The 25,830-nt window shown below is 61.1% G+C and carries 28 protein-coding genes; 17 read left to right on the top strand and 11 right to left on the bottom strand.

All coding sequences use genetic code 11. The annotated features are described in order from the left end of the window. Nucleotides 1-26: 26 nt before the first annotated feature. Nucleotides 27-1,112: a GNAT family N-acetyltransferase gene (locus HX807_RS14335; RefSeq protein WP_177050291.1), complete on the top strand. Its 1,086-nt coding sequence runs from the start codon at nt 27-29 to the stop codon at nt 1,110-1,112. Next, on the top strand, nt 1,109-1,984 hold the full coding sequence (locus HX807_RS14330; protein WP_003213870.1) for a hypothetical protein: 876 nt from the start codon (nt 1,109-1,111) through the stop codon (nt 1,982-1,984). Before HX807_RS14335 ends, HX807_RS14330 begins: the two co-directional genes overlap by 4 nt. Here the strand turns inward: HX807_RS14330 and HX807_RS14325 are convergent. From HX807_RS14325 to HX807_RS14310, 4 genes are all read right to left on the bottom strand, one after another. Beyond that, the gene (locus HX807_RS14325) at nt 1,981-3,207 is read right to left on the bottom strand and encodes a DegT/DnrJ/EryC1/StrS family aminotransferase (protein WP_177050289.1); all 1,227 of its coding nucleotides are present in this window, start codon (nt 3,205-3,207) and stop codon (nt 1,981-1,983) included. The two genes, HX807_RS14330 and HX807_RS14325, sit on opposite strands and share 4 nt — an antisense overlap. Beyond that, nucleotides 3,204-3,617, bottom strand: coding sequence for a multidrug efflux SMR transporter (locus HX807_RS14320; protein ID WP_008438917.1), 414 nt, complete (start codon nt 3,615-3,617; stop codon nt 3,204-3,206). Before HX807_RS14320 ends, HX807_RS14325 begins: the two co-directional genes overlap by 4 nt. Beyond that, on the bottom strand, nt 3,617-3,973 hold the full coding sequence (locus HX807_RS14315; RefSeq protein WP_003213864.1) for an EamA family transporter: 357 nt from the start codon (nt 3,971-3,973) through the stop codon (nt 3,617-3,619). Before HX807_RS14315 ends, HX807_RS14320 begins: the two co-directional genes overlap by 1 nt. A 107-nt stretch (nt 3,974-4,080) precedes the next feature. Then, entirely contained in the window at nt 4,081-4,665 is a 585-nt protein-coding gene (locus tag HX807_RS14310) for a DUF6436 domain-containing protein (RefSeq protein ID WP_003213861.1), read from the bottom strand. 111 nt (nt 4,666-4,776) lie between these two features. Here HX807_RS14310 and HX807_RS14305 point away from each other — a divergent pair, with 111 nt between their 5' ends. Next, nucleotides 4,777-5,718, top strand: coding sequence for an alpha/beta hydrolase (locus tag HX807_RS14305; protein ID WP_008438921.1), 942 nt, complete (start codon nt 4,777-4,779; stop codon nt 5,716-5,718). Nucleotides 5,719-5,822: 104 nt separating this feature from the next. On the opposite strand, the gene HX807_RS14300 is transcribed toward HX807_RS14305, so the two are convergent. Continuing rightward, nucleotides 5,823-6,575, bottom strand: coding sequence for a DUF2059 domain-containing protein (locus HX807_RS14300; protein ID WP_008438922.1), 753 nt, complete (start codon nt 6,573-6,575; stop codon nt 5,823-5,825). A 131-nt stretch (nt 6,576-6,706) separates the two neighbouring features. Between HX807_RS14300 and HX807_RS14295 the strand changes: the two genes are divergently transcribed. Together HX807_RS14295 and HX807_RS14290 are read left to right on the top strand one after the other, a co-directional pair. After that, a complete protein-coding gene (locus HX807_RS14295; protein WP_003213854.1) occupies nt 6,707-7,339 on the top strand; it encodes a 2OG-Fe(II) oxygenase in 633 nt (210 codons plus the stop codon). A 2-nt stretch (nt 7,340-7,341) separates the two neighbouring features. Then, nucleotides 7,342-7,836 (top strand): DUF523 domain-containing protein, encoded by a 495-nt coding sequence (locus HX807_RS14290; protein ID WP_043226180.1) that lies wholly within the window; start codon nt 7,342-7,344, stop codon nt 7,834-7,836. 109 nt (nt 7,837-7,945) lie between these two features. Here HX807_RS14290 and HX807_RS14285 read toward each other — a convergent pair whose 3' ends face one another. Further along, nucleotides 7,946-8,725, bottom strand: a complete 780-nt coding sequence (locus HX807_RS14285) for a transporter substrate-binding domain-containing protein (RefSeq protein WP_003213851.1) — start codon at nt 8,723-8,725, stop codon at nt 7,946-7,948. 134 nt (nt 8,726-8,859) lie between these two features. On the opposite strand from HX807_RS14285, the gene HX807_RS14280 reads away from it, so the two are divergent. After that, complete coding sequence (locus HX807_RS14280; protein WP_003213848.1) at nt 8,860-9,300, top strand: DUF4399 domain-containing protein; 441 nt, start codon at nt 8,860-8,862, stop codon at nt 9,298-9,300. Nucleotides 9,301-9,361: 61 nt separating this feature from the next. On the opposite strand, the gene serA is transcribed toward HX807_RS14280, so the two are convergent. Next, nucleotides 9,362-10,591, bottom strand: coding sequence for a phosphoglycerate dehydrogenase (gene serA, locus HX807_RS14275; protein WP_003213846.1), 1,230 nt, complete (start codon nt 10,589-10,591; stop codon nt 9,362-9,364). Between the two features lie 204 nt (nt 10,592-10,795). On the opposite strand from serA, the gene HX807_RS14270 reads away from it, so the two are divergent. The 4 genes from HX807_RS14270 (at nt 10,796) to HX807_RS14255 (ending at nt 15,086) form a co-directional block, all read left to right on the top strand. Continuing rightward, nucleotides 10,796-12,190 (top strand): FAD-binding oxidoreductase, encoded by a 1,395-nt coding sequence (locus tag HX807_RS14270; protein ID WP_102604101.1) that lies wholly within the window; start codon nt 10,796-10,798, stop codon nt 12,188-12,190. A gap of 22 nt (nt 12,191-12,212) precedes the next feature. Beyond that, entirely contained in the window at nt 12,213-12,878 is a 666-nt protein-coding gene (locus HX807_RS14265; protein ID WP_003213842.1) for a fumarylacetoacetate hydrolase family protein, read from the top strand. A 246-nt stretch (nt 12,879-13,124) separates the two neighbouring features. Beyond that, nucleotides 13,125-14,054, top strand: a complete 930-nt coding sequence (locus tag HX807_RS14260) for an SdiA-regulated domain-containing protein (RefSeq protein WP_177050287.1) — start codon at nt 13,125-13,127, stop codon at nt 14,052-14,054. 117 nt (nt 14,055-14,171) lie between these two features. Then, the gene (locus HX807_RS14255) at nt 14,172-15,086 is read left to right on the top strand and encodes an SdiA-regulated domain-containing protein (protein ID WP_177050284.1); all 915 of its coding nucleotides are present in this window, start codon (nt 14,172-14,174) and stop codon (nt 15,084-15,086) included. A 118-nt stretch (nt 15,087-15,204) separates the two neighbouring features. Here the strand turns inward: HX807_RS14255 and rpiA are convergent, their stop codons facing one another. Continuing rightward, a complete protein-coding gene (gene rpiA / locus HX807_RS14250; RefSeq protein WP_008438935.1) occupies nt 15,205-15,876 on the bottom strand; it encodes a ribose-5-phosphate isomerase RpiA in 672 nt (223 codons plus the stop codon). Nucleotides 15,877-16,012: 136 nt separating this feature from the next. On the opposite strand from rpiA, the gene ilvA reads away from it, so the two are divergent. Beyond that, nucleotides 16,013-17,527, top strand: coding sequence for a threonine ammonia-lyase, biosynthetic (ilvA, locus tag HX807_RS14245; protein WP_003213834.1), 1,515 nt, complete (start codon nt 16,013-16,015; stop codon nt 17,525-17,527). A 40-nt stretch (nt 17,528-17,567) separates the two neighbouring features. After that, the gene (locus HX807_RS14240; protein WP_102370118.1) at nt 17,568-17,981 is read left to right on the top strand and encodes a DUF2269 family protein; all 414 of its coding nucleotides are present in this window, start codon (nt 17,568-17,570) and stop codon (nt 17,979-17,981) included. Nucleotides 17,982-18,093: 112 nt separating this feature from the next. Here the strand turns inward: HX807_RS14240 and HX807_RS14235 are convergent, their stop codons facing one another. Beyond that, nucleotides 18,094-18,750, bottom strand: a complete 657-nt coding sequence (locus HX807_RS14235) for an HAD family phosphatase (RefSeq protein WP_177050282.1) — start codon at nt 18,748-18,750, stop codon at nt 18,094-18,096. A 143-nt stretch (nt 18,751-18,893) separates the two neighbouring features. Between HX807_RS14235 and HX807_RS14230 the strand changes: the two genes are divergently transcribed. Both HX807_RS14230 and ptsP read left to right on the top strand, forming a co-directional pair. After that, entirely contained in the window at nt 18,894-19,373 is a 480-nt protein-coding gene (locus tag HX807_RS14230) for an RNA pyrophosphohydrolase (protein WP_003176750.1), read from the top strand. A gap of 22 nt (nt 19,374-19,395) precedes the next feature. Further along, a complete protein-coding gene (gene ptsP / locus HX807_RS14225) occupies nt 19,396-21,675 on the top strand; it encodes a phosphoenolpyruvate--protein phosphotransferase (RefSeq protein WP_003213828.1) in 2,280 nt (759 codons plus the stop codon). A gap of 137 nt (nt 21,676-21,812) precedes the next feature. Here the strand turns inward: ptsP and HX807_RS14220 are convergent, their stop codons facing one another. Then, the gene (locus HX807_RS14220) at nt 21,813-22,559 is read right to left on the bottom strand and encodes an NRDE family protein (RefSeq protein WP_003213826.1); all 747 of its coding nucleotides are present in this window, start codon (nt 22,557-22,559) and stop codon (nt 21,813-21,815) included. An 89-nt stretch (nt 22,560-22,648) separates the two neighbouring features. Between HX807_RS14220 and HX807_RS14215 the strand changes: the two genes are divergently transcribed. The 3 genes from HX807_RS14215 (at nt 22,649) to HX807_RS14205 (ending at nt 25,195) form a co-directional block, all read left to right on the top strand. Continuing rightward, nucleotides 22,649-23,431, top strand: a complete 783-nt coding sequence (locus tag HX807_RS14215; protein WP_003213825.1) for a sulfite exporter TauE/SafE family protein — start codon at nt 22,649-22,651, stop codon at nt 23,429-23,431. Between the two features lie 66 nt (nt 23,432-23,497). Further along, nucleotides 23,498-24,310, top strand: a complete 813-nt coding sequence (gene lgt, locus HX807_RS14210; protein ID WP_003213823.1) for a prolipoprotein diacylglyceryl transferase — start codon at nt 23,498-23,500, stop codon at nt 24,308-24,310. Between the two features lie 51 nt (nt 24,311-24,361). Next, the gene (locus tag HX807_RS14205; RefSeq protein WP_003213821.1) at nt 24,362-25,195 is read left to right on the top strand and encodes a thymidylate synthase; all 834 of its coding nucleotides are present in this window, start codon (nt 24,362-24,364) and stop codon (nt 25,193-25,195) included. 124 nt (nt 25,196-25,319) lie between these two features. Here the strand turns inward: HX807_RS14205 and cadR are convergent, their stop codons facing one another. Continuing rightward, entirely contained in the window at nt 25,320-25,769 is a 450-nt protein-coding gene (gene cadR / locus HX807_RS14200) for a Cd(II)/Pb(II)-responsive transcriptional regulator (RefSeq protein WP_017476559.1), read from the bottom strand. Nucleotides 25,770-25,830 lie beyond the last annotated feature (61 nt).

Raw genomic sequence — 25,830 nt, 5'->3', positions numbered from 1 at the left:
TTGCTATCACTTTCGGAATGCAATTTATGACAGATCCCAGCCGTGCACAGGTGCCTTATGCCTGCTGCATGGAAACGCCATCGCTGATCAGCAATTTTTTGCGATACCCGCCGGTGGGTTTCACTGCCCAGCTGTCAGCACAGGGACTGCCGTACTTTTTCACCCGGTTCGACCTGCAGACCACCGCCGACGATGAGCTGCGTAGCCGCCTGCGCAGTTGGCCGGGGTACCGTTTGTGGCAGTCATGGCTGCATATCGACACCTGTTTTATCGGCACCACGGTCAGCGAATATTCCCCGTTCCCGCTGAACGTACCGCCACAGGACATGGCGCAATGGCTGCAAGAGGAATGTGCACCGCAACGCAAGCTCACCATCGTCAAGGATGTGCCGCTGGATTCTCCGCTGCTCAGCGTTGAGGACAATCGCTACGCACACGCGTTGATCGAGGCCTGCACCCAGCGCGGATTCATCAATGTAGAGGGCCAGGCGCTGGCCTATGTACCGATCGACTTCAGCTCGACGGATGAGTATCTGTCGCGGTTGTCCCACAGCCGTCGCCGCAATATCCGCCGCAAGCTACGCAGCCGTGATGAGCTGCGCATCGAGATCCTGGACACCGGCGATGCCCGCTTCAGCGATGAGCAATGGCAGCAGGAACTGTATCGGCTGTACAAGGCGGTGTACGCACAGAGCGAAATCCACTTCGACCTGCTTACGCCCGAATTCTTCATCCAGCTGCTAACCGATGCCGACAGCGGCGGGCATGTGTTCTGCTACTGGGACGAGGACGAACTGGTTGGCTATAACCTGTGCTACCAGCAAGACGGCAAGTTGCTCGACAAGTACATCGGCCTGAACTACCCGCTGGCGCTGGAGCACAACCTGTACTTCGTCAGCTGGTTTGTGAACCTGGAGTTCGCCCTGGAAAAGGGCCTGCAGTTTTATGTCGCGGGGTGGACCGACCCGCAGGTCAAGTCCAGCCTCGGCGCCAAGTTCACGTTTACCCGCCATCTGGTGTGGGTGAGGAACCCGCTGCTGCGCAAAGTGATGAACCGTTTCCGGCACCATTTTGAAAGCGATACCCAGTGGCAGCAGGAGCAAACCGCATGAGCCAGGCCCGTCCCGCATTGATCCTCGATTTTGACGGGGCCGTGAATAACATTCCCGGCGCCCTTACCCTGCCGTTGCAAGCCTGGCAGGAGAAAATCCGTTTCGGCTGCCGCTGGGCGCAGTTCAAGGAGCTGGAGAGCGCCCTGCACGCGCAGATGCCCAGCGATTACGGCTGTGTGTTTACCGGCAGCGGTGATTATCACCACCTCAGCCAGCTGTTGTTGAACCGTCTTCCCACCCAGCAAAAGATCCAGCTGATCATTTGCGATAACCACCCGGACAACATGCGTTATCCGTTTGGTATCCATTGTGGGTCCTGGGTCTACTGGGCCAGCCGCCTGCCGCAAGTCGAGCACGTTCACGTGCTGGGCATTGGCTCGCCGGACATTTCCCTCAAGCACGCCTGGGAGAATCACTGGTCGCCGCTGGTGAAACGCAAGCTGACCTACTGGAACACCAACGTCGATACCCGCTGGTTGAACTGGATCGGCGCAGGCCGCAGCAATCGTGCATTCACCAGCGCGGACGAGTTGATGAGCGCGTTCCTGGCGCAGCTCGACCCTTCGCTGCCGGTGTATCTCTCCATCGACAAAGACGTGCTGAGCCCGCAGGTGGTGAATACCAACTGGGACCAGGGCGAGTTTCTGGAGAAGCATTTGAATGCGCTGATCGACGCCTGCCACGGCAGCATTATTGGCGCGGACATTACCGGCGACGTGTCCGCCTACCACTACCAGAGCAAGTTCAAGCGCTGGCTGAGTGCGTCGGATGGCCAGGAAGAGTTGCCGGAAAACCAGGTGGTGATCTGGCAACAGCAGCAGAATGAGCTGAATGCGCGCTTGTTGACCCGTATCGATCAAAGTTGGGCCTAGCGTTTAAGAATCCGCCGCAGATGATCCAGCACTTGCTCGAACAGCTCGTCCGTCAGCCAGTGGCTATTGCTGATCGACAGTGTCTGGGCGGCGAAGCTTTGCGCGCGGGGGATATCGGCGCCTTGGCGTAACAGCGGGGTGAGTGCCGGGTAGCCCGGCAATACGTGGATGAACAGGCGGGTCACGCCCAGGCCTGCCGTCCACAGCTGCGCCATCGCGGTATCGCGGGTTTGTGCGCTGGGCATCACCACCATCAGGAACGGCCAGGTGCCTTGCTGGCCCGGGCTGTCGGTCAACACCGACACGCCGGGCAAGCTGCTCAGCTGCGCCACGCGACGCAAGGCCCGCAGGCGGCCTTGCTGCAAATGCTCGGGCAAGCGTGCCAGGGCTGCGGCGCCGACCTTCTGGCGATAGCCGCCGAGGCGGTGCAACGGAATATCGTTGACGGAAAAGTCGTCGCCTACCGCCGCCACTTCATCGCCCCGCGCCAACGCCGCCCGCAGCGGCTTGCCGTACACGTACTTCAGCCCGCGGGGCTGATACGCCGCGGCATAGCCCCACAGCTCGGCGCTGCGTTGCACTTCCCAGCGCAGGCTGAAGGGCAAGTCCTGCCGGCATTGCTGGTGCAACGCCTGATGCAGCGCCGGATCCCGGCTGAACAACACACCGCCTTCAGCCGTCGTCAGGCCTTTGCCCAGTGCCATGCTGAAAAAGCCGATGTCGCCTTTCAGTCCGACGCTTTTTCCATCATCCAGTGCGCCCATGGCTTGGGCGGCGTCTTCGATCACCGCAATGCCGAGTGGCTCGGCAATGCGCTTGGCAGCCTCCACATCCGCCACACGCCCGGCCAGGTGAGTGACGACGATCGCCAAGGTGTTTTGGTTGCACAGCTGCGCCAGCTGGTGTTCGTCCAGGTCGATGCTGCCGGGCTGCAGATCGCACGCCACCACGCGCAAAGGCGGGCAGTGATGGGCCGCCAGGGCCACCAGCGGGCAGGTATAGGCCGGCACGATAAGCTCGGTGCGCCCCGGCGTGCGCTGCTGCAACACCCGCAGCGCCATGATCAGCGCGGCGGTGCCGGAGCAGGGCAGGGCCGGCAGCGGGATGTCGAGCTGTCGGGCCAGGTCGCGGGCCAGGTCGCCCGAGCGGTTGAACAAGTCCTGCCAGCGCAGGGGAAGCCCCGCCGTTGGCGGAATCTCCCGCTGGCTGACAACGGGCGTCATGACGCCAGCGTCTGCGAGGGTTCGGCCTCGACGGTCTTGCTTTCTTTGTCTTCGCTACGCGCCAGGCACAGTATGCCCGCAATGATCAGCGCGCCGCCGACGATTTTGGGCAGGGTAAGGGTGTCGTTGAACAGCCACACGGAGATCAGCGTCACGCTGATCAGCTCCAGGTGTGACGCCGCAAACGCCGGGCCCACCGGGGCGTATTTCAACAGCGTCATCCAGGTGAAAAACGCGCCGATGTAGCCCACGAATGCGCCGTAGATCCATGGCGCACCGAACACGCGGATCAACCAGGCGGCGTCCATCGTCAGCGGTTCGGCATGAATCGAGGCGAACTTGAAACTGACCTGCGCCAAGGTATCGAAAATGATCAGCGACAGAAAACCGAGGATATAAAACCGTTTCATTACTCAAACCCCACGACGGTCACGCCACAGGCGATCAGCATGATGCCGATCAACCGCCATTTGCTCAGGCTTTCCTTGAACAGGAAACGCCCCGCAATCATGATCACGACAATATTGATGGAGCCCAGCATCACCCCGACCGACAACGGCACCAGTGTCAGGAAGGCCAGCCACAGCACGAATTCGAACACATAGCAGATGATGCCCAGCCAGATCCACGGACGCTTGAGCATATGGCGCCAGTGGGCCATGCCGTCATGCTCGGCGCTGGCTGAGGCTGCGGCTTTGAACGCCAACTGGCCGGACGTATCAACGATGACGTTGAGTATCCAGAGGATGATGGTTAATTGGCTCATGTGTTCCCGTGTCGTCTGCTTGTACGGCTCGTTGCTTACGATACAGGAGCGTGCCGATACAGTTGTTCGAGTTTGTCGAACGAACAGCGTCTGTTCAGCTTGCCGGGTCAGGGTGGAGACGTTTCCCCGTTCCACTCGCAATAACAGCCCACCGCCAGGGTGTGGGTCGCATTGACCTCGCGTCCGCCTTCGAGGGCTTGCAGGATCGGCTCGATAAAGCTGTTGCTGGAGTTACACGTCAACCCTTCGCTGTAGGGCCCGAAATACGCCAGCTTGCCGCTGCGGTCCCAGATGCCCACGGCAGGGCTGGCCGGCAGATGCTGGGCACCGGGCACGGCCTTGAGGGCCTTCATCGAGCCCAGGGTGGCGGGCAACTGCCCGTGGCTGCCGGCTTTCTGCAGGGAATAGAACTCCACGCCCTGGGGGGCGTACTGCTCGATCAACTCGCCAAGGTGCTGCTGGTTGCCGACATTGCACGGGCAGGCGGGGTCCCAGAAGTGCACCAGGCGGATCGGGCCCGGGCCGGCAAGCTCGGCCGGCAGGCTCAGGCTGTCACCGGAAAACACCGCCGTATGCTCACTGAATGCCCGCAGGTAGCGTCCCTGGAACCAGTCATACGCCGCCCACAACACCCCGGCGCAAATGATCACGATCAGGCTGGCGAAGAGGGTGGTGCGGTAGGGCTGTCGCATTTGGATCAATCCTCGGAGGACGCGTAGCTTGCCATGCTTGCCCTGACAGATGAATATCGCGGCTCGATATTCATCTGTTCAATGCGTTGAAGCCACAGTCTGGAAGTTCTTATGCCCGTTACGTTTGACCCTGATCATCTACGCGAAAGCTTGCGCCCACTGGTGGACGCGCAGCCGCTTTCAGCCGAGGCCCGGGTCTACCAGCGCTTCTACGGCCTGGACCTCGCTGCCCGCAAGGTGCCCGCGACAAGCCGCCTGGGGCGGTTTGCGGTGGATGGGTTCGACGTGGTCTGCCAGGTGTGGTGGCCACCGGTGCCGGTGGCGACGATGTTCCTGTTCCATGGCTTCTACGACCATATGGGCCTGTACCGGCATGCCGTGGACTGGGCGCTGGACCAGGGTTTTGTGGTGATCGCCTGCGACTTGCCGGGCCATGGCCTGTCCAGCGGCGAGCGGGCCAGCATTGATGACTTTGCGGTGTACCAGGACGTGGTGCAGGCGTTGTTTGAACAGGCCAGGGCGCTGCAATTGCCGCAGCCGTGGCACTTGTTCGGGCAAAGCACCGGCGGCGCGATTGTGGTGGATCACCTGCTTAGCCATGGCGTCGACAGCCCGGCCCAGGGCAAGACGTTCCTGTTGTCACCGCTGGTGCGGCCCCGCGCCTGGGGTTGGTCGCAGCTCAGCTATTACCTGCTCCGGCCGTTCGTCAAAGGCATTGCCCGGCGCTTCAGCGATAACACCAACGACCCGCAGTTCAAGCCGTTCCTGGAGGCCGACCCGTTGCAGCCACGGCAGTTGCCGACTGCCTGGGTGGGCGCCCTGGCGCGCTGGATCAAACGTGTTGAAGCGGCGCCACGCAGCACGCGGCGGCCGTTGATCGTGCAGGGTGAGGAAGACATGACGGTGGACTGGCAGCACAACCTGAAGGTGCTGCGCAGCAAGTTCGACCAACCGGAGGTGTTGATGCTGCCGCGTGGCAGGCATCACTTGGCGAATGAGATTCCGGAGATTCGGCAGCAATACTTCGGGTTTCTCACCGACCACCTGAAATAACGCAATCCAAATGTGGGAGCGGGCTTGCTCGCGAAGGCGGTCGATCAGTTAGCATAACCAGTGACTGGCACACCGTCTTCGCGAGCAAGCCCGCTCCCACAGGGTTACTGCGCCAGGCTCGAGGTGCTTTGGCCGACCGCCAGCCCGGCGCGAATCGCCGCCAGTGCCGCCTTGTAGTACGCCTTGCCCTCCGGCGACTCCGCGAACGTCGCGAACTCTTCCAGCTCCGGGTCGGACAAATCCCGGTAGACGTACAACAGCGTGTTGTTCAGATCATTGCCAATCTGCTGCATCAGGCGCTCACGCTGGCCGTTCAACATGCCCTGCGCCTGGCCGCCGCCCAACAGCCCGGGGATCATCTGGCTCAAGCTGTCGGCCGCCACGCCGGCAATCGCCAGGCTGACTTCAGCCCCGGCTTCCCGCGCAGGCAGGGCCTGGGCCAGGTGGCCGATGATCAGGCTGCGGGTGGCATCGGCTTCCATGTGCGGCAAGCCCTGGGCGTTCTTCGCCAGTTGATCGCGGCGGGTGGCCAGCAACTCGGCGGCGACAATCTTGCGGCCCAGCGGCGACTGGAAGAAGGCCAGTGCCGGCTTAGGGTCCGCCAAATTCTTGCGCAGTTGCGCTTCGGCGCGCTGGTCTACCGACTGGGGCGCGAAGCGTTTATTGCTGTTGTCCACCAGCGCCTGATACACCGCCGGCGGCAGGCTGTTGCGGTAGCGTTGCTGGGCGGCACTGAGGGCGTCATTAAAATGCGCGCGCTGGTCTGCCCAGCCGGCGACCTTGTACAACTGGTCATGGCTGTCTGCCCAGGCGGGCAAAACGCAGAACATCAGCAAGGAAAAAAACAAACGACGCATATGGACTCCTGTCAGTCGGCCACTATTGTCCGTGTCGGGCGTAGGATTTGTCGAGAAATCCTATCGGTCACCTGACTAAAGTGTATTCAGACGCTCGGCGGCTCTGTCGGATTCACAGGCGTATGGATACTATGCGCGCCATGCCCATACCCTCCGATCACCCGCTGCTGTTACGCATTGTCGATGACCTGGCCGCACAAGGCTGGTCGCAGCAGAATATCTTCCTGCCCGAGGCTCTGACCCTCGAACTGGCGGCTGAGTGCCAAAAACGCGCCGCCGAAGGTGAATTGGCGCCCGCGGCGGTCGGACGGGGGCCTTCCCAGGAGATTCGCGAGGGCATCCGGGGTGACCATATCCAGTGGCTGGAGCCGGGCGAAGTGGTGGCCTGCGATAACTACCTGGAGCTGATGGACAGCCTGCGGGTGGCGATGAACCGTGGCCTGTTCCTGGGCCTGGAAGACTTCGAAAGCCACTTCGCGATGTACCCCCCGGGGGCGTTTTACCTCAAGCATGTGGACCGTTTTCGCGATGACGACCGGCGCATGGTGTCGGCGGTGATCTACTTGAACAACGCCTGGCTGCCGGAACATGGCGGCCAGTTGCGCATGTACCTCAAGGGCGACGTCGAATACGATGTGGTGCCCACCGGCGGTTGCCTGGTGGTATTCCTGTCGGGGGAAATCCCCCATGAAGTCATGCCCGCCACCCGCGAACGCCTGTCCCTCACCGGCTGGTTTCGCCGGCGGGGCAACGAGCCGTTTTGATGATGCAAAAGATTCTGGTCAGCCGCTGCCTGCTGGGGCACCGGGTACGCTACGACGGAGGGGCCAGCGGGCCTTTCGACCAACTGGCCGCGTGGCAGGCCGAAGGCCGGGTGGTTGCCGTGTGCCCGGAAGTGGCGGGTGGCTTGCCGACGCCACGGCCGTCTGCCGAAATCCCGGGCGGGCAGGGGATTGACGTGTGGGAAGGCCGCGCCCAGGTGCTGACGGCCCAGGGGGAAGACTTCAGCGAAGCCTTCCTCGATGGCGCCCGCCAGGCATTGGCGCTGGTACAGCGTCACAATATCCGCGTCGCCGTACTCAAGGCCAACAGCCCGTCGTGCGGCAATCTGCTGACCTATGACGGTACCTTCACCGGCGTAAAGGTCACCGGCGAAGGCGTGACGGCGGCGTTGCTCAAGCGCCATGGGGTACTGGTGTTCAGTGAGCTGGAGTTGCCTGAAGCGGCAGTGGCCCTGGCAAAATGCTCAAGCCCGACATAGATCAACATGTGGGGCGGGCTTGCTCGCGAAAGCGCAGTGTCAGTCACCCGATGCTCAAGCCGAGCCACCGCATTCGCGAGCAAGCCCGCTCCCACATTGACCGAGTCGTTTATTCGGCCTTTTTCACCGGCTTGCTCGCATCCATCCCGAACCACTTCTCCGACAGCGCCGCCAGCCGGCCATCGGCCTTCACTCGTTGCAGGGCCTTGTCCAGGCTGGCCTTGAACGCCGGGTTACCCTTCTGGAACGGAATCGCCAGGCTTAGCGTCGGGCCGACGTCTGCGCCTTCCTTCACTGGCAGCTGGCTGTCGCGAATCGCGTAGGGAATCAGCAGCCGATCACTGATGGCGGCATCGATCTGTTGATCGGCAACGTCCTTGATCGGCTGCCTGGCATCGGCATAGCTGCGCAAATCAACGCCCTCGGCGGTGCGCGCCTGCTCCACAAACTGGCTGCCCTGGGCCACGCCCAACGCCTTGCCCTTGAGCGCCGCAAAGCTGCCCAACGGGCGCTGTTCCTGCTTGCGCACGATCAGCTGTGCGCTGGAGTAGCTGTAGGGCTCGCTGAAGTCGAAACGATCCGCCAGTTCAGGAGTCATAGCGATATGGTTGATGGCCACGTCGTACTTGGCGCTTTCCACGCCGGGCAGCAACTCGGCGGCATCGACGGTGATAAAGGAGGGGCGTACGTCCATTTCCTTGGCCAGCAACTCACCCAGCTCCACTTCAAAACCGGTGAGTTTGTCGCCTTCCTTGAAGTTGAAGGGCGGGGTGTTGGCTTCCATTGCGATGCGCAGTTCCCCGCGGTCAAATACATCGTCGATCAGTTCGGCATGGGCCAAGGGACTTGCAAGGGGCAGTAAAAGTAACAGGCCAGGCAGGAAACGCATGGTCGCTCCTAAAGAATTCGAATGAGCGAAGCGTTGTTCAGGCTCGCTTTGCTATGGTGTTGAATGCCTTGGACAGCAATTTGTCGCGAAGTTGTCATAACCCTACAGATTTCCCGGAAAAACTGGAGAAGTGAATGAAAGCCTTTTTGACCCGTGCAACCCTGGCCAGCCTATTGCTGGGCGCTTCGATGCTGGCGACCGCTGCTGATGGCATCCCGCGCAGTGCTCCACCAGAAGGTGCCAAAGTGTTCATCGTGTCGCCCAAAGATGGCGCCACCGTCGATAAAACCTTCACCGTGAAATTCGGCATGGAAGGACTGAAACTGGCCCCGGCCACCAGCCAGGACCCGGGCACCGGCCACCACCACCTGCTGATCGACCAGAAAGAATTGCCGGATGCCAGCGTGCCGATCCCGGCCACCGATACCGTGATCCACTACGGCAAGGCACAGACCGAAACCGAGCTGACCCTCACCCCAGGCAAACACACGCTGCAACTGGTAGCCGGCGACAAACTGCACATGCAGTTCAACCCGACTGTAGCCTCGAAAGTCATCACGGTTAACGTCAAGTAAGATTTGTTCAGACAAAAAAAGGGAGACCCAAGGGTCTCCCTTTTTTATGCGCGTTTAGCGATTAGAACAACACGCGGCTACGGATAGTGCCGTTGATGTGCTGCAGCTTCTCTTGCGCCAGGTCCGAATACTCGGCGTCTACGTCGATAACCACGTAGCCGACTTTCTCGTTGGTCTGCAGGAACTGACCGGAAATGTTGATGCCGTTTTCCGCGAAGACCTTGTTGATCTCCATCATCACGCCAGGGATGTTCTGGTGGATGTGCAGCAGACGGTGCTTGCCAGGGTGAGCCGGCAGAGCCACTTCCGGGAAGTTGACCGAGGACACCGACGTACCGTTGTCGCTGTACTTGACCAGTTTCTCCGACACTTCCAGGCCGATGTTGGCTTGGGCTTCAGCGGTGGAGCCGCCGATGTGCGGGGTCAGGATCACGTTGTCCAGGCCACGCAGCGGGCTTTCGAAGATGTCGTCGTTAGAGCGCGGCTCTACCGGGAACACGTCGATGGCGGCGCCGATCAGGTGCTTGTCCTTGATCGCGTCGGCCAGGGCGTCCAGCTCGACCACGGTGCCGCGTGCAGCGTTGATCAGGATCCCGCCCTTCTTGATGGCGCGGATTTCCTTCTCGCCGATCATCCACTGGGTTTCAGCGGTTTCCGGTACGTGCAGGGTCACGATGTCGGACATGCCCAGCAGCTCGGTCAGGCTCGACACCTGGGTGGCGTTGCCCAATGGCAGCTTGGTCAGGGTGTCGTAGAAGAACACCTGCATGCCCAGGCCTTCGGCCAGTACCGACAACTGCGTGCCGATCGAGCCGTAACCGACGATACCCAGCTTCTTGCCGCGGATTTCGAAGGAGTTGGCTGCGCTCTTGATCCAGCCGCCACGGTGGCAGGAAGCGTTCTTCTCGGGAATACCGCGCAGCAACAGGATCGCCTCTGCCAATACCAGCTCAGCAACGGAGCGGGTGTTGGAGTACGGTGCGTTGAACACCGCGATGCCGCGCTCGCGCGCTGCGTTGAGGTCGACCTGGTTGGTGCCGATGCAGAAACAGCCGACAGCTACCAACTTCTTGGCGTGATCGAAGATCTCTTCGGTCAGCTGAGTGCGGGAGCGAATGCCGATAAAGTGCGCGTCGGCGATCTTTTCCTTGAGCTGGGCTTCCGGCAGAGAACTGGTGATGTACTCAATGCTGGTGTACCCGGCGGCCTTCAGGACTTCGACGGCCGATGGGTGGACGCCTTCCAGAAGAAGGAACTTGATCTTGCTCTTATCGAGAGAAGTCTTGCTCATCTGCGTAAACCTGTATCCCGGAGAAAAATGGCAGGGAATCGAGCAGCGCAAGCTGACCCGGACGGCAGGAAAGCCGTCACCGCAGAACGCCCTTGGGCACTATCCTGCGGGGGCGGTATGCTAGCATACGTGCCCCGCTAAACACCCATTCCTGCGACGTGAAGCGTTCTCAGGATGACCATGAATTGTTCGAGAGTTCTGTCGATGACCCATCCTGCCCTGATTGATGAGCTGAAGACCCTGGTTGAGCCTGGCAAGGTCCTGACCGATGCTGACTCCCTTGAGGCTTATGGCAAGGACTGGACCAAGCATTTCGCGCCGGCCCCGGTGGCCATCGTCTTCCCGAAGACCACCGAGCAGGTGCAGGCCATCGTCCGTTGGGCCAATGAGCACAAGGTCGCGCTGGTGCCGTCCGGTGGCCGTACCGGCCTGTCGGCCGCTGCCGTCGCTGCGAATGGCGAAGTGGTTGTGTCGTTCGACTATATGAACCAGATCCTCGACGTGAACCTCACCGACCGCACCGCCGTGTGCCAGCCGGGCGTGGTCACCAAGCAATTGCAGAACGTCGCCGAAGAAAAAGGCCTGTACTACCCGGTGGATTTCGCCTCGTCGGGTTCCAGCCAGATTGGCGGCAATATCGGCACCAATGCCGGCGGGATCAAGGTCATTCGCTACGGCATGACCCGTAACTGGGTCGCCGGTATGAAAGTCGTCACCGGCAAGGGCGACCTGCTGGAGTTGAACAAAGACCTGATCAAGAACGCCACCGGCTACGACATGCGCCAGCTGTTCATCGGCGCTGAAGGCACCCTGGGCTTTGTGGTCGAAGCGACCATGCGCCTGGACCGGGCGCCGAAAAACCTCACCGCGATGGTGCTCGGCACCACCGATTTCGACTCGATCATGCCGGTGTTGCACGCCTTCCAGAGCAAGCTGGACCTGACCGCCTTCGAATTCTTTTCCGACAAGGCCCTGGCCAAAGTCCTCGGTCGCGGCGACGTGCCGGCGCCGTTCGAATCCGACTGCCCGTTCTACGCGCTGCTGGAATTTGAAGCGACCACCGAAGAAGTGGCCAACGATGCCCTGGCCACGTTCGAACACTGCGTCGAGCAGGGCTGGGTGCTGGACGGCGTGATGAGCCAGAGCGAAACCCAACTGCACAACCTGTGGAAGCTGCGCGAGTACATCTCCGAGACCATCTCTCACTGGACGCCGTACAAGAACGACATTTCGGTGACTGTGTCGAAAGTACCGGCCTTCCTGCAGGAAATCGACGCGATCGTCGGCGAACACTACCCGGACTTCGAAATCGTCTGGTTCGGCCACATCGGGGACGGCAACCTGCACCTGAATATCCTCAAGCCGGAAAACCTGAGCAAGGACGAGTTCTTCGCCAAGTGCGCCACCGTCAACAAGTGGGTGTTCGAGACCGTGCAGAAGTACAACGGCTCGATCTCCGCCGAACACGGCGTGGGCATGACCAAGCGCGATTACCTGACCTACAGCCGTTCGCCGGTTGAAATTGAATACATGAAGGCAGTGAAAGCGGTGTTCGACCCGAACGGGATCATGAACCCGGGCAAGATTTTCGCTGTTTAACAGTCCCTGAAGGAGTCGGTCCATGAGCTACCAGCACAAGTATGTCGACGGCACCAATATTCACTTTCCCCTGGGGAAGGTGGTGTGCATCGGGCGTAACTACGCCGAACACGCCAAGGAACTGGATAACCCGGTACCGACCGAGCCGCTGCTGTTTATCAAGCCCGGCAGTTGCGTAGTGGCACTGGAAGGCGGTTTTGCCATCCCTACCGAGCGCGGTTCGGTGCATTACGAAGCGGAAATCGCGGTGTTGATCGGCAAGCCGTTGTCGGCCAAACCGAGCCGCGAGGAAGTGCTGGACGCCATCTCCGGCTTCGCCCCGGCCCTGGACCTGACCCTGCGGGACAAACAGGCCGAGCTGAAAGCCAAGGGCTTGCCGTGGGAAATCGCCAAGTCGTTTGACGGTGCGGCGGTGATTGCCCCGTTCGTGGTCGGCAGCACTTTCCCGGATGTGACGGATATTGGCATTCGCCTGACCATCAACGGCGAAGTGCGCCAGGACGGCAACAGCGCGATCATGCTCAACCCGATCATCCCGATGATCCAGTACATGGCCGGCTGCTTCTCGTTGCAGGCCGGGGATGTGATCCTCACCGGTACGCCGGCAGGCGTGGGCCCGCTGAATGTGGGCGATGAACTGGTGCTGGAATTGCCGGGTGTGAGCCGCTTCGAAAGCAGCGTTCGCTGAATACCTGGCGAAACGCGGTCAAAAATGTGGGAGCGGGCTTGCTCGCGAAAGCGGTGTATCAGTGACAGATTCAGTGACTGATACTCCGCATTCGCGAGCAAGCCCGCTCCCACATTTGATCTGTGTACTGCCACCCAATCGGGTTTTTGCATTTTTTTCACACCCCATCCGGATAATCCTCAGCCTCCTGCGCGCGGACCTTGTGATCCTGTGCTATCCCCTAAAGCTGACTTTCTGGAAAGCGTAATGGCCGTGCCTCTCCCCTCTGTAAAACCCACGTTGCGTTCACGCCTTGCCATGCGCTGGTATTCCTGGCTGTTCCTGGCCGGCGCGATCATTTACGGCGTGGCCTGGGCGATGCATTGGGATGACCGTGGCGTGCTGTGGGTGGCGGAGGGCTTCGAAACCCCGGCCGAGCGCCTGGAAAGCGTCTGGCTCCCGGACTACCACGCGGTGATCGACGCCAAGCTGCTGCCTGGCATGGAGAAGGACGAAGCCTCGGACCTCACCTACAACCCGCTGACCAAGACCCTGTTCTCGGTGATGGGCAAGAACCCGTTCCTGGTTGAACTGACCCTGCAAGGCGACGTGCTGCGCAAGATGCCGCTCAACGGCTGGAACAACCCGGAAGGCGTGACCATGATGGAAAACGGCCTGATGGCCGTGGTCGATGAGCGCCAGCACAGCCTGACCATCGTCAAGGTCGACCCGCAGACCCAGCAGTTGAACAAAGCCGACTTCCCGTCCTATGACCTGGGCCCGTCCAAGGACCAGAACAAAGCCTTTGAGGCGGTGACCTGGGACAAGCGCAACCAACAGCTGATCCTCGGCGAAGAACGCCCACCGGCCCTGTTCACCTGGAAAAGCGACGGCAGCCAGACCCTCTCCGGCGCCAAGCAAAAGCTCGCCAGCACTGAACTGGACATGCGTAACCTGTCGGCGCTGACCGTCGACCCACGTACCGGCCACCTGCTGGCGCTGTCGGCGGACTCCCATCTGTTGCTGGAACTGGACGAGAAGGGCGAGCAGGTCAGCTTCATGACCTTGCTGGGTGGCTTCAATGGCTTGAAAAAGACCATCCCGCGTGCCGAAGGCGTGACGATGGATGAGAACGGCACGCTGTACATGGTCAGCGAGCCGAATCTGTTCTATCGCTTCGAGAAGCAGGCGCAGTAGTTCGATTACGTCAGATTTCTCTCTATCTGCGGCATCCGCCAGACACCCGGGGCGTTTAAGTTTAAATTCAGGCGACCGTGATATTCATTCGCCAGTTTTTACTCTGAGCCCCGCCCGATGCGTCGACTTGCCCGCCCCAAACCTGCTTTTTTTATCCTGATCCTGATCGCCCTCGTGGCGTGCGGTGTGGTTGCCCAGCAATTGCGCCTGTTCGAGCGTGCCTGGTTCAACTGGCAATCCTGGCGCAATCCCGCCGGGGAGCACTCCATTGGCCTTGGGGATTACCGGGTGGCCCTGGAGGCGCAGGTGATCGACGGCCTCAACGATGATGTCTCGGCACTGACCTTTGATCCGGTGCGCAACAGCCTGTTTACCGTGACCAACAAGAACGCTGAGCTGGTCGAACTGTCCCTGGACGGCAAAATCCTGCGGCGCATTGCGCTGGTGGGGTTTGGCGATGCCGAGGCCGTGGAGTACATCAGCGACAACACCTACGTGATCAGCGACGAACGCCAGCAGCGGCTGATCAAGGTCCACGTGGATGACGACACCCAATTCCTCGATGCCGCCGACGCCGAGCAAATGACCCTCGGCGTGCACCTGGGCGGCAACAAGGGCTTCGAAGGCCTGGCCTATGACTCGGTGGGCAAGCGCCTGTTTGTGGCCAAGGAACGCGACCCGATGCTGATCTACGAGGTCCACGGCTTTCCGCATTTCAAACCGGAAAAAACCTACTCGGTGCACGTGATCAACAACCCCAAGCGCGATGCCGGGTTGTTTGTGCGCGACCTGTCGAGCCTGCAATACGACGAGCGTAGCGGTCATCTGCTGGCGCTGTCGGATGAGTCATTTTTGGTGCTGGAACTGGATATCGACGGTCGCCCCCTGAGCAGCCTGTCGCTGCTCAAGGGGCGCCATGGCCTGAAGCAGCGCGTGCCTCAGGCCGAGGGGGTCGCCATGGACAACGACGGCACGTTGTACATGGTCAGTGAGCCCAATCTTTTCTATGTATTCAAAAAAACCAAGTCTTGAGTCATGTGCAGAACAAATGTGGGAGCGGGCTTGCTCGCGAATGCGGTGTATCAGGCGCCATATTCAGTGACTGACACTGCGCATTCGCGAGCAAGCCCGCTCCCACACGGGTTTTGCATTACGCCTTAAGCGTTTTTACGCCTTCCGGGGTGCCCAGCAGCAGTACGTCAGCCGGACGGGCCGCAAACAAGCCGTTGGTGACGACGCCGACGATCGCGTTGATCTGGCGCTCCAGTTCCACCGGGTTGGTGATCTGCATGTTGAACACGTCGATGATGATGTTGCCGTTGTCGGTCAGCACACCTTCGCGGTACACCGGGTCGCCGCCCAGTTTCACCAGTTCGCGGGCCACGTGGCTGCGGGCCATCGGGATCACTTCCACCGGCAGCGGGAACGCGCCGAGTACCGGCACCAGTTTGCTGGCGTCGGCGATGCAGATGAAGGTCTTGGCCACGGCCGCGACGATCTTCTCGCGGGTCAGGGCTGCGCCGCCGCCCTTGATCAGGTTCAGGTGCGCGTCGCTTTCATCGGCGCCGTCGACGTAGAACTCCAGGTCGCTGACGGTGTTCAGCTCATACACCGGGATACCGTGGCCCTTGAGCCGCGCAGCGGTGGCTTCGGAGCTGGCAACCGCGCCGTCGAACGCGCCCTTGTGCAGGGCCAGCGCATCGATAAAGCAATTGGCGGTGGAACCGGTGCCGACACCGACGATGCTTTTATCGTCGAGTTTAGGAAGGATTAAATCGACGGCGGCCTGGGCCACTGCCTGTTTGAGTTGATCCTGGGTCATGCGGGCTCCGGAACGGGCGGGGAGTAAAGAGGGGCGCGAGTATAACCCAACAAAACCTCGGTTTTCGTGTGGTCGCCCGGCCAAACGCTGGGTTAGACTCCTTGGCCCTGCCCAACCCGCCCAGTGATGCTTTCCGATGCTTGAACAGTACGTCAAAAAGATCCTCACCTCGCGCGTTTACGACGTTGCCGTAGAAACCCCGCTGCAGACCGCCCGCCAGCTCTCCGAGCGGCTGGGCAACAAGGTCTGGCTCAAGCGCGAAGACTTGCAGCCGGTGTTCTCGTTCAAGATTCGCGGTGCCTATAACAAGCTGACCCAACTGAGCGCCGAAGAACGTGCGCGCGGCGTAGTCACCGCTTCGGCGGGCAACCATGCCCAGGGCCTGGCCCTGGCGGCCAAGGTGCTGGGGGTCAAGGCCACCATCGTGATGCCCAAGACCACCCCCGAGATCAAGGTCGAAGGCGTGCGTTCCCGTGGCGGCAAAGTGGTGCTGCATGGGGATTCTTTCCCGGAAGCCCTGGCGTATTCGCTGAAGCTGGTCGACGAAAAAGGCTACGTCTACATTCACCCCTACGATGATCCGCACACCATTGCCGGGCAGGGCACCGTGGCGATGGAGATCCTGCGCCAGCACCCGGGGCCGTTGGACGCGATTTTCGTCCCGGTGGGCGGCGGCGGCCTGATTGCCGGTATCGCGGCCTACGTGAAATACCTGCGGCCCGAGATCAAGATCATCGGCGTCGAGCCAGACGACTCCAACTGCCTGCAAGCCGCCATGGCGGCGGGCGAGCGCGTGGTACTGCCTACCGTGGGCATCTTCGCAGACGGCGTGGCGGTGGCGCAGATCGGCCAGCACACCTTCGACATCTGCAAGGACTACGTGGATGAAGTGATCACCGTCAGCACCGATGAAATCTGCGCGGCGATCAAGGACATCTACGACGACACCCGCTCGATCACTGAACCCGCCGGCGCCCTGGGCGTGGCGGGTATCAAGAAATACGTCGAGACCCGTGGCATCACCGGGCAAACCCTGGTGGCCATCGATTCCGGGGCCAACGTCAACTTCGACCGCCTGCGCCATGTGGCCGAGCGCGCCGAGCTGGGGGAAGGCCGCGAAGCCATCATCGCCGTGACCATCCCCGAGAAACCGGGCAGCTTCAAGGCCTTTTGCGAAGCCGTGGGCAAGCGCCAGATCACCGAATTCAACTACCGCTACCACTCAGGCCGCGAGGCGCACATCTTTGTCGGCGTGCAGACCCACCCGGAAAACGACCCGCGCAGCGCGCTGATCGCCAGCCTCACCAGCCAGGGTTTCCCGGTGCTGGACCTGACGGAAAACGAACTGGCCAAGCTGCACATCCGCCATATGGTCGGCGGCCATGCGGCGCACGTCAGCGACGAGGTGGTGTTCCGCTTCGAATTCCCGGAACGTCCGGGGGCACTGTTCAACTTCCTTAACAAATTGGGCGGGCGCTGGAACATCTCGATGTTCCACTATCGCAACCACGGCGCCGCCGATGGGCGCGTGGTGGCGGGCCTGCAAGTACCGGCGGACGAGCGTCACCTGGTGCCGGCGGCGCTGGAGGCCATTGGCTACCCGTACTGGGATGAAAGTGATAACCCGGCCTACCAGCTGTTCCTCGGTTGAGCGACTACGCTGACTGGGCGGCCTTCAAGGAATCGAGAACATGGAAACGCTGACCACCCTTAAAGTTATCCACATCGCGGCCACGGTGTTGCTGCTGCTCAGCGGCCTCGCCCTGGCAGTGCTGGCCTGGCGCAAACGCAGCGCGGGGCCGGCCTATACCGTGCAGCGGCCGTGGGTGTTTGTGTGGTTGTTGATGGGCATTTGCGTGGTGAGCATGCCGTTCACCGGCTGGTGGCTGGCGCACCTGATCGGCTGGCCGCTGGGGCAAACCTGGATCCTGGGTTCCAGCGTGATCTACACCGTGGCGGCGCTGAGCTGGTTCTGGCTGGTGGTGCGGCTTAATCGGCTGCGGCTGGGCGGGGCGGGGAGTTTGAACTTCACCGTGGCGCTGGCGGTGGTGAGCCTGGTGGGGTTTGTGGCGATTGCCGGGTTGATGGGGGCCAAGCCGGTTTAAGGCTTGAGACCGAGTTGCCTCCATTCGCGAGCAAGCCCGCTCCCACATTTGACTGCATTCCAAAGGTGGAACTCGAGCAAATGCGGGAGCGGGCTTGCTCGCGAAAGCTTTATCAGCCGCGCAGGGTGATCACCGGCCAGCCACGCTTCTCGGCTTCAGCCCGCAGATTCGGATCCGGATCCACTGCCACCGGGTGGGTCACCTGCTCCAGCAGCGGCAGGTCATTCATCGAGTCGCTATAGAAGTAGCTGTCCTCCAGGTTGTACCCGGTCTCTTCCAGCCAACGATTCAAGCGCGTCACCTTGCCCTCACGGAAGCACGGAATATCTGTGCTGCGCCCTGTGTAGCGCCCGTCTTCCATCTCGCATTCCGTCGCAATCAAGGTTTCAACCCCCAGCCGCTCGGCAATCGGCGCCGTCACAAAACGGTTGGTCGCGGTGATGATCACCAGCTTGTCGCCCGCCGCCCGGTGCTTGGCCAGCAACTCAACTGCCTTGGGCAGCACGATCGGCTCGATGCAGTCGCGCATGTAGTCGCGATGCCATTCATCCAGCTGGGCCATCTCGGTGCGGCCGAGGATTTCCAGGCAGAAATTCAGGTACTCGGCGTTATCCAGCTTGCCGGCCAGGTAGTCCTGGTAGAACTCGTCGTTGCGGGCCTTGTAGGCCACGGCGTCGAGAATCCCGCGTTCACAGAGGTAATCGCCCCAGGCGTGATCGCTGTCACCCCCCAAAAGCGTGTTGTCCAAGTCGAATAAAGCCAGGCGCATTGCAGTTACTCGCTGAAAAGTCTGTAAAAAGGCGTCCAGAATACGGTCTTTTCACAAGAGTGCACATAAGGTAAGCAGCCTCGTTGCCGCTGTATCAATCTTTGTGGAACAATGCGGTGACATGCGTTTGCGAGGTTGTTGCCGTGATCGACCCCGATGGTTTCCGTCCTAATGTCGGGATTATTCTTACGAATGATGCCGGACAGGTGCTATGGGCTCGCCGTATCAACCAAGATGCCTGGCAGTTTCCTCAAGGCGGAATCAACCCCGACGAAACCCCTGAAGACGCCTTGTACCGTGAGTTGAACGAAGAAGTAGGCCTTGAACGTGAAGATGTGCAAATTCTGGCCTGCACCCGAGGCTGGTTGCGCTATCGTTTGCCGCAACGTCTGGTGCGTACCCACAGCCAACCGCTGTGCATCGGCCAGAAACAGAAATGGTTTCTCCTGCGCCTGATCTCCAACGAGCAGCGGGTGCGGATGGATTTGACCGGTAAACCGGAGTTCGATGGCTGGCGCTGGGTCAGTTATTGGTATCCGTTGGGCCAGGTGGTGACATTCAAGCGCGAGGTTTATCGTCGCGCTCTTAAAGAGCTTGCCCCGCGCCTTTTAGCGCGCGACTGACGACGGAGTTCGACCCCGAGCCATGCTCAATACGCTGCGCAAGATCGTCCAGGAAGTTAACTCCGCCAAGGATCTCAAGGCGGCGTTGGGGATTATTGTGTTGCGCGTCAAGGAAGCCATGGGCAGCCAGGTCTGCTCGGTTTACCTGCTGGACCCCGAGACCAACCGTTTTGTCCTGATGGCCACCGAGGGCTTGAACAAGCGCTCCATCGGCAAGGTCAGCATGGCGCCCAATGAAGGTCTGGTGGGCCTGGTGGGGACGCGTGAAGAACCCCTGAACCTCGAAAACGCGGCCGATCACCCGCGTTATCGCTACTTTGCCGAAACCGGTGAAGAGCGCTACGCCTCGTTCCTCGGTGCGCCGATCATTCACCACCGCCGCGTTGTCGGCGTGTTGGTCATCCAGCAGAAAGAACGCCGCCAGTTCGACGAAGGTGAAGAAGCCTTCCTTGTGACCATGAGCGCGCAGCTCGCCGGGGTTATCGCCCACGCCGAGGCCACCGGTTCGATTCGCGGCCTGGGACGCCAGGGCAAGGGCATCCAGGAAGCCAAGTTCGTCGGCGTGCCGGGTTCGCCGGGTGCTGCTGTCGGTACCGCCGTGGTCATGCTGCCGCCCGCCGACCTGGACGTGGTGCCGGACAAGACCGTCACCGACATCGACGCCGAAATCATCCTGTTCAAGACCGCCCTCGAAGGCGTGCGCAATGACATGCGCACCCTCTCGACCAAGCTGGCCACCCAGCTGCGGCCTGAAGAGCGGGCGTTGTTCGACGTGTACCTGATGATGCTCGACGACGCGTCCCTGGGCAGCGAAGTCAAGGACGTGATCAAGACCGGCCAGTGGGCCCAGGGCGCGCTGCGCCAGGTGGTCACCGATCACGTCAACCGTTTCGAATTGATGGACGACGCCTACCTGCGCGAGCGCGCCTCGGACGTGAAGGACCTCGGTCGCCGTCTGCTGGCCTACCTGCAGGAAGAGCGCTCGACCACGTTGGTGTACCCCGACAACACCATCCTGATCAGTGAAGAACTGACCGCCACCATGCTCGGCGAAGTGCCGGAAGGCAAACTGGTGGGCCTGGTCTCGGTACTGGGTTCGGGCAACTCCCACGTCGCGATCCTGGCGCGGGCCATGGGCATTCCGACGGTGATGGGCCTGGTGGACCTGCCGTATTCCAAGGTCGACGGCATCGAAATGATCGTCGACGGCTACCACGGCGAGGTCTACACCAACCCCAGCGAAGTGCTGCGCAAGCAATACGCCGAAGTGGTGGAAGAAGAACGCCAGCTGTCCCAGGGCCTCGACGCCCTGCGGGAACTGCCCTGCGTGACCCTAGACGGCCACCGCGTACCGCTGCTGGTCAACACCGGCCTGCTGGCGGACGTGGCACGTGCACAACAGCGCGGCGCCGAAGGGGTGGGCCTGTACCGCACCGAAGTGCCGTTCATGATCAACCAGCGTTTTCCGAGTGAGAAGGAGCAGCTGGCGATTTATCGCGAGCAATTGTCCGCCTTCCATCCGTTACCGGTGACCATGCGCAGCCTGGACATTGGCGGCGACAAGTCACTGTCGTATTTCCCCATCAAGGAAGACAACCCCTTCCTCGGCTGGCGCGGTATTCGCGTTACCCTCGACCATCCTGAAATCTTCCTCGTCCAGACCCGCGCGATGCTCAAGGCCAGCGAAGGCCTGAACAACCTGCGCATCCTGCTCCCGATGATCTCCGGCACCCACGAGCTGGAAGAAGCCCTGCACCTGATCCACCGGGCCTGGGGCGAAGTGCGCGACGAAGGCGCCGACGTGCCGATGCCGCCGATTGGCGTGATGATCGAGATTCCGGCGGCGGTGTACCAGGCCAAGGAGCTGGCGCGGCAGGTGGATTTCCTGTCGGTGGGTTCCAACGACCTGACCCAGTACCTGCTGGCCGTGGACCGCAACAACCCGCGGGTGGCCGACCTCTACGACTACCTGCACCCGGCGGTGCTGCAAGCCTTGCAGAACGTGGTGCGCGACGCCCATGCCGAAGGCAAGCAGGTGAGTATCTGCGGCGAGATGGCCGGTGACCCGGCGGCGGCCGTACTGTTGATGGCGATGGGCTTTGACAGCCTGTCGATGAACGCCACCAACTTGCCGAAGGTGAAATGGATGCTGCGCCAGATCAACCTGAGCCGGGCGAAGGAGCTGCTGGCGGAGTTGATGACTATCGACAACCCGCAAGTTATCCACAGCTCGCTGCAATTGGCGCTGAAGAACCTTGGGTTGGCGCGGATGATCAACCCGGCGTCTGCAAAGAGCCTCTAACCGGATTTCAGAGCCTGTCCCCAATCGAAATGTGGGAGCGGGCTTGCTCGCGAAAGCGGTGCATCAGTCAGCTTATGTATTGGCTGACACGCCGCCTTCGCGAGCAAGCCCGCTCCCACATTTGGTTTGCGTGAGGTTCAGATTTTGAGTTCAACTTCACCCAACTGTCCGCCATAGGGCCCAAAACTGCGCTCCACGATATGCCGCGTCCCGTCGGCATTCACAATCAACGCCGTACTCGCCCGCGTCCCGTAACTGGGACTGGCAATAAACACACTCGACAGCAAACTCTCCGTCGCCAAGCCCACGCCGGTGTCCGGCAAGTCAGCAAACGGCGCGGTCTGCGGGTCGCTCAAAATCCCCAGCAAGGCTTCAGGCTGCGGATCGTCCAGCACTTCTGTCAGCGCCGCCTTGGCCTTCAACAACTTCGGCCACGGCGTATCCAGCCCTGCATTGGATAACCCATAAACCCCCGCCACCAATGGTGTCGGCGCAGATTCCTTGGCGTTGTAATGCCAAAGCTCGTCCCGTGTCCCGACCAGCAGGTTAAACCCGGCATATTCAATCGATCTGCCATTAACGTCGGCCAAATAGTCGTCAATCGACAGCGAACCGCTGAGAAAGCGCGCCACCAACTCACCCCGCGACTTGCGCGCCGGCGGCTGGTGCGGGTCACGGATATTGGTCAGCGCCGCAAAGCGCCCGTCTGCGCCAACTCCCAGCCAGGTCCCGCCCGCTTCCTGGTCCCTGCCCGCGTAAACATGGGGCGCATCCAGCCACTGGGCCAACGGCAAACTGGGCCGGGCATAAAATTCATCACGGTTGGCCGCGACGATCAGCGGCTGGGCGTGGCCCGGCCGCCAGGCGAAAACAATCAGGCACATAAGGCGATCCCTTTGTGTTTTGCCCACTCTACCCATAGAACCCTGTGCTTTGCATCCGTTAACATGCCGGTCTGTTTTCGGGGGCTCCCATGGAATTTCTGCTGTATTTGCTGCTGGGATCCTGCGCGGGCATGCTCGCCGGGCTGTTCGGCGTGGGCGGCGGCATCATTATTGTGCCGGTGCTGGTGTTCAGCTTCACCTTGCAGGGCTTCGATCCCGCGGTGCTGACCCACCTCGCTGTCGGCACGTCCCTGGCGTCTATTATCTTCACGTCGGTGAATGCGGTGCGTGAGCATCATCGGCGCGGCGCCGTGCGCTGGCCGATCTTCGTATGGATGGCCGTGGGTATCCTGCTGGGCGCGGGCGTTGGCGCGCTGACCGCCGAGGCGATCTCCGGGCCGCATCTACAGAAAATCATCGGTGTGTTCGCCCTGGTGATCGCCGTGCAGATGACCCTGGAGCTCAAGCCCAAGGCCAGCCGCCAGGTGCCGGGCAAGCTTGGCCTGACCCTGGCGGGTGGCGTGATCGGCTGGTCGTCGGCGATTTTCGGCACCGGCGGCGGTTCGTTGACCGTGCCGTTCCTGACCTGGCGCAGCGTGCCGATGCAGCAGGCAGTGGCCACTTCGTCGGCCTGCGGCTTGCCGATCGCCCTGGCCAGTGCGTTAAGTTTCATGATTCTGGGCTGGCATGATCCGCTGCTGCCCGATCATAGTCTCGGCTTTGTGTACTTGCCGGCGCTGCTGGGCATCGCCCTGACCAGCATGGTGGCGGCCCGTTTCGGCGCGCGCCTGGCGCACCGGTTGTCGCCGCGCTTGCTCAAGCGGCTGTTCGCCGGGCTGCTGTTTTGCGTAGGGCTGAATTTTTTGCTGTAACGCAGGCTTAATCGCGCACCGGCATGGTCCGATGCGCCATGACTATTGATTTAATGAGGAGTCGCAATGCTGCCTTACCCGCAGATCAACCCGGTGGCCGTGGCCATCGGTCCGCTGCAAATCCACTGGTACGGGTTGATGTACCTGATCGGCATCGGCGGTGCCTGGCTGCTGGCTTCCCGGCGCCTGAACCGTTTCGACCCGACCTGGACCAAGGAGAAGCTCTCCGACATGGTGTTCTGGATGTCGATGGGGGTCATCGTCGGCGGACGCCTGGGTTATGTGCTGTTCTACGACCTGCCAGCCTACATCGCCAACCCGACGCTGATCTTCGAGGTGTGGAAGGGCGGCATGGCGTTCCACGGCGGGTTTGTGGGGGTGATGATCGCCGCCTGGTGGTTTGGCCGGCGTAACGGCAAGTCGTTCTTCCAGTTGATGGACTTCGTCGCGCCGTTCGTGCCGATTGGCCTGGGTGCCGGGCGCATCGGCAACTTCATCAACGCCGAACTGTGGGGCAAGCCGACTGACGTGCCGTGGGCCATGGTGTTCCCGCCGTTCAGCGACCCGGCGCAATTGCCGCGCCACCCCTCGCAGCTGTACCAGTTCGCCCTGGAGGGCGTGGCGCTGTTCCTGATCCTCTACATCTTCTCGCGCAAGCCACGCCCGACCATGGCCGTTTCGGGGATGTTCGCGTTGTTCTACGGGATCTTCCGCTTTATCGTCGAGTTCGTACGGGTGCCGGATGCGCAACTGGGCTACCTGGCGTGGGGCTGGGTGACCATGGGTCAGATTCTCAGCCTGCCGATGATCATCGCCGGCCTGGGCCTGCTGTGGTGGGCTTACAATCGCCCGCAAGGCATCAAGAACACCGCGCTTTAAATTCGAACGCCGGGGCCCGAGGGTCCCGGCTTCAACGATACAGGTATACACATGAAGCAATATCTCGAACTACTGAACGATGTCGTGACCAATGGCCTGACCAAGGGCGACCGCACCGGCACCGGCACCAAGGCCGTGTTTGCCCGTCAGTTTCGGCATAGCTTGGCCGACGGCTTCCCGCTGCTGACCACCAAGAAGCTTCACTTCAAAAGCATCGCCAACGAATTGATCTGGATGTTGAGTGGCAACACCAACATCAAGTGGCTGAACGAAAATGGCGTGCGTATCTGGGACGAATGGGCCACCGAAGACGGCGACCTGGGCCCGGTGTACGGCGAGCAGTGGACCGCGTGGCCCACCAAGGACGGCGGCAAGATCAATCAGATCGACTACATGGTTGAGACGCTGAAGACCAACCCCAACAGCCGCCGCATCCTGTTTCACGGCTGGAACGTCGAGTACCTGCCGGACGAGACCAAAAGCCCGCAGCAGAACGCCCGGGACGGCAAGCAAGCGCTGCCACCTTGCCACCTGCTGTACCAGGCGTTTGTGCATGACGGTCATCTGTCGATGCAGTTGTACATCCGCAGCTCAGATGTATTCCTCGGCCTGCCGTACAACACCGCGGCCCTGGCGTTGCTCACCCATATGCTGGCCCAGCAGTGCGACCTGATCCCTCACGAGATCATCGTCACCACGGGCGACACCCATGCCTACAGCAACCATATGGAACAGATCCAGACCCAGCTGGCGCGCACGCCGAAGAAGCTGCCGGAACTGGTGATCAAGCGCAAACCCGCGTCGATCTACGATTACAAATTCGAAGACTTTGAAATCGTGGGCTATGACGCTGATCCGAGCATCAAGGCCGATGTAGCGATCTAAAAGCGATCTCGGTCCAAATGTGGGAGCGGGCTTGCTCGCGAATACGGTGTATCAGAAACACATTCAGTGGCTGACACACCGCTTTCGCGAGCAAGCCCGCTCCCACATTTTTTTGTGTACACATTCAATGCCCGTGGCTTCTGCCCACATGTGAGGGCTCAGCCTCGCTGGCCGCGACACTCCCGCTGACTTCCAGCCGCTGCAAAATCCCGCACTGATCCAGATCCGGCCCGCCGCCACAGCGCTGGCGCAGGTCGAGCAACTGTTCCTGCAACGCCAGCAGCCCGTCGATCCGCGCCTTGACGTGGTGGATATGCTCGTCGATCAATGCGTTCACGCTTTCGCACTGGTCCTGAGGACTGTCACGCAGGCCCAGCAGGCTGCGAATTTCCTCAAGGGTCATGTCCAGGCTGCGGCAGTTGCGGATAAACACCAGCCGTTCGGTGTGCGCCTGGGTGTACAGCCGGTAATTACCGTCACTGCGCGCAGGCGGCGGCAGCAGGCCTTCTTTCTCGTAATAACGGATGGTTTCCACCTGGCAATCCGTCAATTTTGCCAATTCGCCGATCTTCATCGCAGCAATCTCCTAAAGGATGCTTGACCCTATAGTGGCTACAGGGTCTTTACTTGGCAAC

The sequence above is a fragment of the Pseudomonas sp. D8002 genome (assembly GCF_013385695.1).
Lineage (GTDB): Bacteria > Pseudomonadota > Gammaproteobacteria > Pseudomonadales > Pseudomonadaceae > Aquipseudomonas.
This window is presented reverse-complemented; position numbering and strand designations above follow the sequence as displayed.

Coding starts and splice junctions, on each gene's coding strand:
- HX807_RS14335 (WP_177050291.1), top strand. CDS start 27: ATGACAGATCCCAGCCGTGCACAGGTGCCTTATGCCTGCTGCATGGAA.
- HX807_RS14330 (WP_003213870.1), top strand. CDS start 1,109: ATGAGCCAGGCCCGTCCCGCATTGATCCTCGATTTTGACGGGGCCGTG.
- HX807_RS14325 (WP_177050289.1), bottom strand. CDS start 3,207: ATGACGCCCGTTGTCAGCCAGCGGGAGATTCCGCCAACGGCGGGGCTT.
- HX807_RS14320 (WP_008438917.1), bottom strand. CDS start 3,617: ATGAAACGGTTTTATATCCTCGGTTTTCTGTCGCTGATCATTTTCGAT.
- HX807_RS14315 (WP_003213864.1), bottom strand. CDS start 3,973: ATGAGCCAATTAACCATCATCCTCTGGATACTCAACGTCATCGTTGAT.
- HX807_RS14310 (WP_003213861.1), bottom strand. CDS start 4,665: ATGCGACAGCCCTACCGCACCACCCTCTTCGCCAGCCTGATCGTGATC.
- HX807_RS14305 (WP_008438921.1), top strand. CDS start 4,777: ATGCCCGTTACGTTTGACCCTGATCATCTACGCGAAAGCTTGCGCCCA.
- HX807_RS14300 (WP_008438922.1), bottom strand. CDS start 6,575: ATGCGTCGTTTGTTTTTTTCCTTGCTGATGTTCTGCGTTTTGCCCGCC.
- HX807_RS14295 (WP_003213854.1), top strand. CDS start 6,707: ATGCGCGCCATGCCCATACCCTCCGATCACCCGCTGCTGTTACGCATT.
- HX807_RS14290 (WP_043226180.1), top strand. CDS start 7,342: ATGCAAAAGATTCTGGTCAGCCGCTGCCTGCTGGGGCACCGGGTACGC.
- HX807_RS14285 (WP_003213851.1), bottom strand. CDS start 8,725: ATGCGTTTCCTGCCTGGCCTGTTACTTTTACTGCCCCTTGCAAGTCCC.
- HX807_RS14280 (WP_003213848.1), top strand. CDS start 8,860: ATGAAAGCCTTTTTGACCCGTGCAACCCTGGCCAGCCTATTGCTGGGC.
- serA (WP_003213846.1), bottom strand. CDS start 10,591: ATGAGCAAGACTTCTCTCGATAAGAGCAAGATCAAGTTCCTTCTTCTG.
- HX807_RS14270 (WP_102604101.1), top strand. CDS start 10,796: ATGACCCATCCTGCCCTGATTGATGAGCTGAAGACCCTGGTTGAGCCT.
- HX807_RS14265 (WP_003213842.1), top strand. CDS start 12,213: ATGAGCTACCAGCACAAGTATGTCGACGGCACCAATATTCACTTTCCC.
- HX807_RS14260 (WP_177050287.1), top strand. CDS start 13,125: ATGGCCGTGCCTCTCCCCTCTGTAAAACCCACGTTGCGTTCACGCCTT.
- HX807_RS14255 (WP_177050284.1), top strand. CDS start 14,172: ATGCGTCGACTTGCCCGCCCCAAACCTGCTTTTTTTATCCTGATCCTG.
- rpiA (WP_008438935.1), bottom strand. CDS start 15,876: ATGACCCAGGATCAACTCAAACAGGCAGTGGCCCAGGCCGCCGTCGAT.
- ilvA (WP_003213834.1), top strand. CDS start 16,013: ATGCTTGAACAGTACGTCAAAAAGATCCTCACCTCGCGCGTTTACGAC.
- HX807_RS14240 (WP_102370118.1), top strand. CDS start 17,568: ATGGAAACGCTGACCACCCTTAAAGTTATCCACATCGCGGCCACGGTG.
- HX807_RS14235 (WP_177050282.1), bottom strand. CDS start 18,750: ATGCGCCTGGCTTTATTCGACTTGGACAACACGCTTTTGGGGGGTGAC.
- ptsP (WP_003213828.1), top strand. CDS start 19,396: ATGCTCAATACGCTGCGCAAGATCGTCCAGGAAGTTAACTCCGCCAAG.
- HX807_RS14220 (WP_003213826.1), bottom strand. CDS start 22,559: ATGTGCCTGATTGTTTTCGCCTGGCGGCCGGGCCACGCCCAGCCGCTG.
- HX807_RS14215 (WP_003213825.1), top strand. CDS start 22,649: ATGGAATTTCTGCTGTATTTGCTGCTGGGATCCTGCGCGGGCATGCTC.
- lgt (WP_003213823.1), top strand. CDS start 23,498: ATGCTGCCTTACCCGCAGATCAACCCGGTGGCCGTGGCCATCGGTCCG.
- HX807_RS14205 (WP_003213821.1), top strand. CDS start 24,362: ATGAAGCAATATCTCGAACTACTGAACGATGTCGTGACCAATGGCCTG.
- cadR (WP_017476559.1), bottom strand. CDS start 25,769: ATGAAGATCGGCGAATTGGCAAAATTGACGGATTGCCAGGTGGAAACC.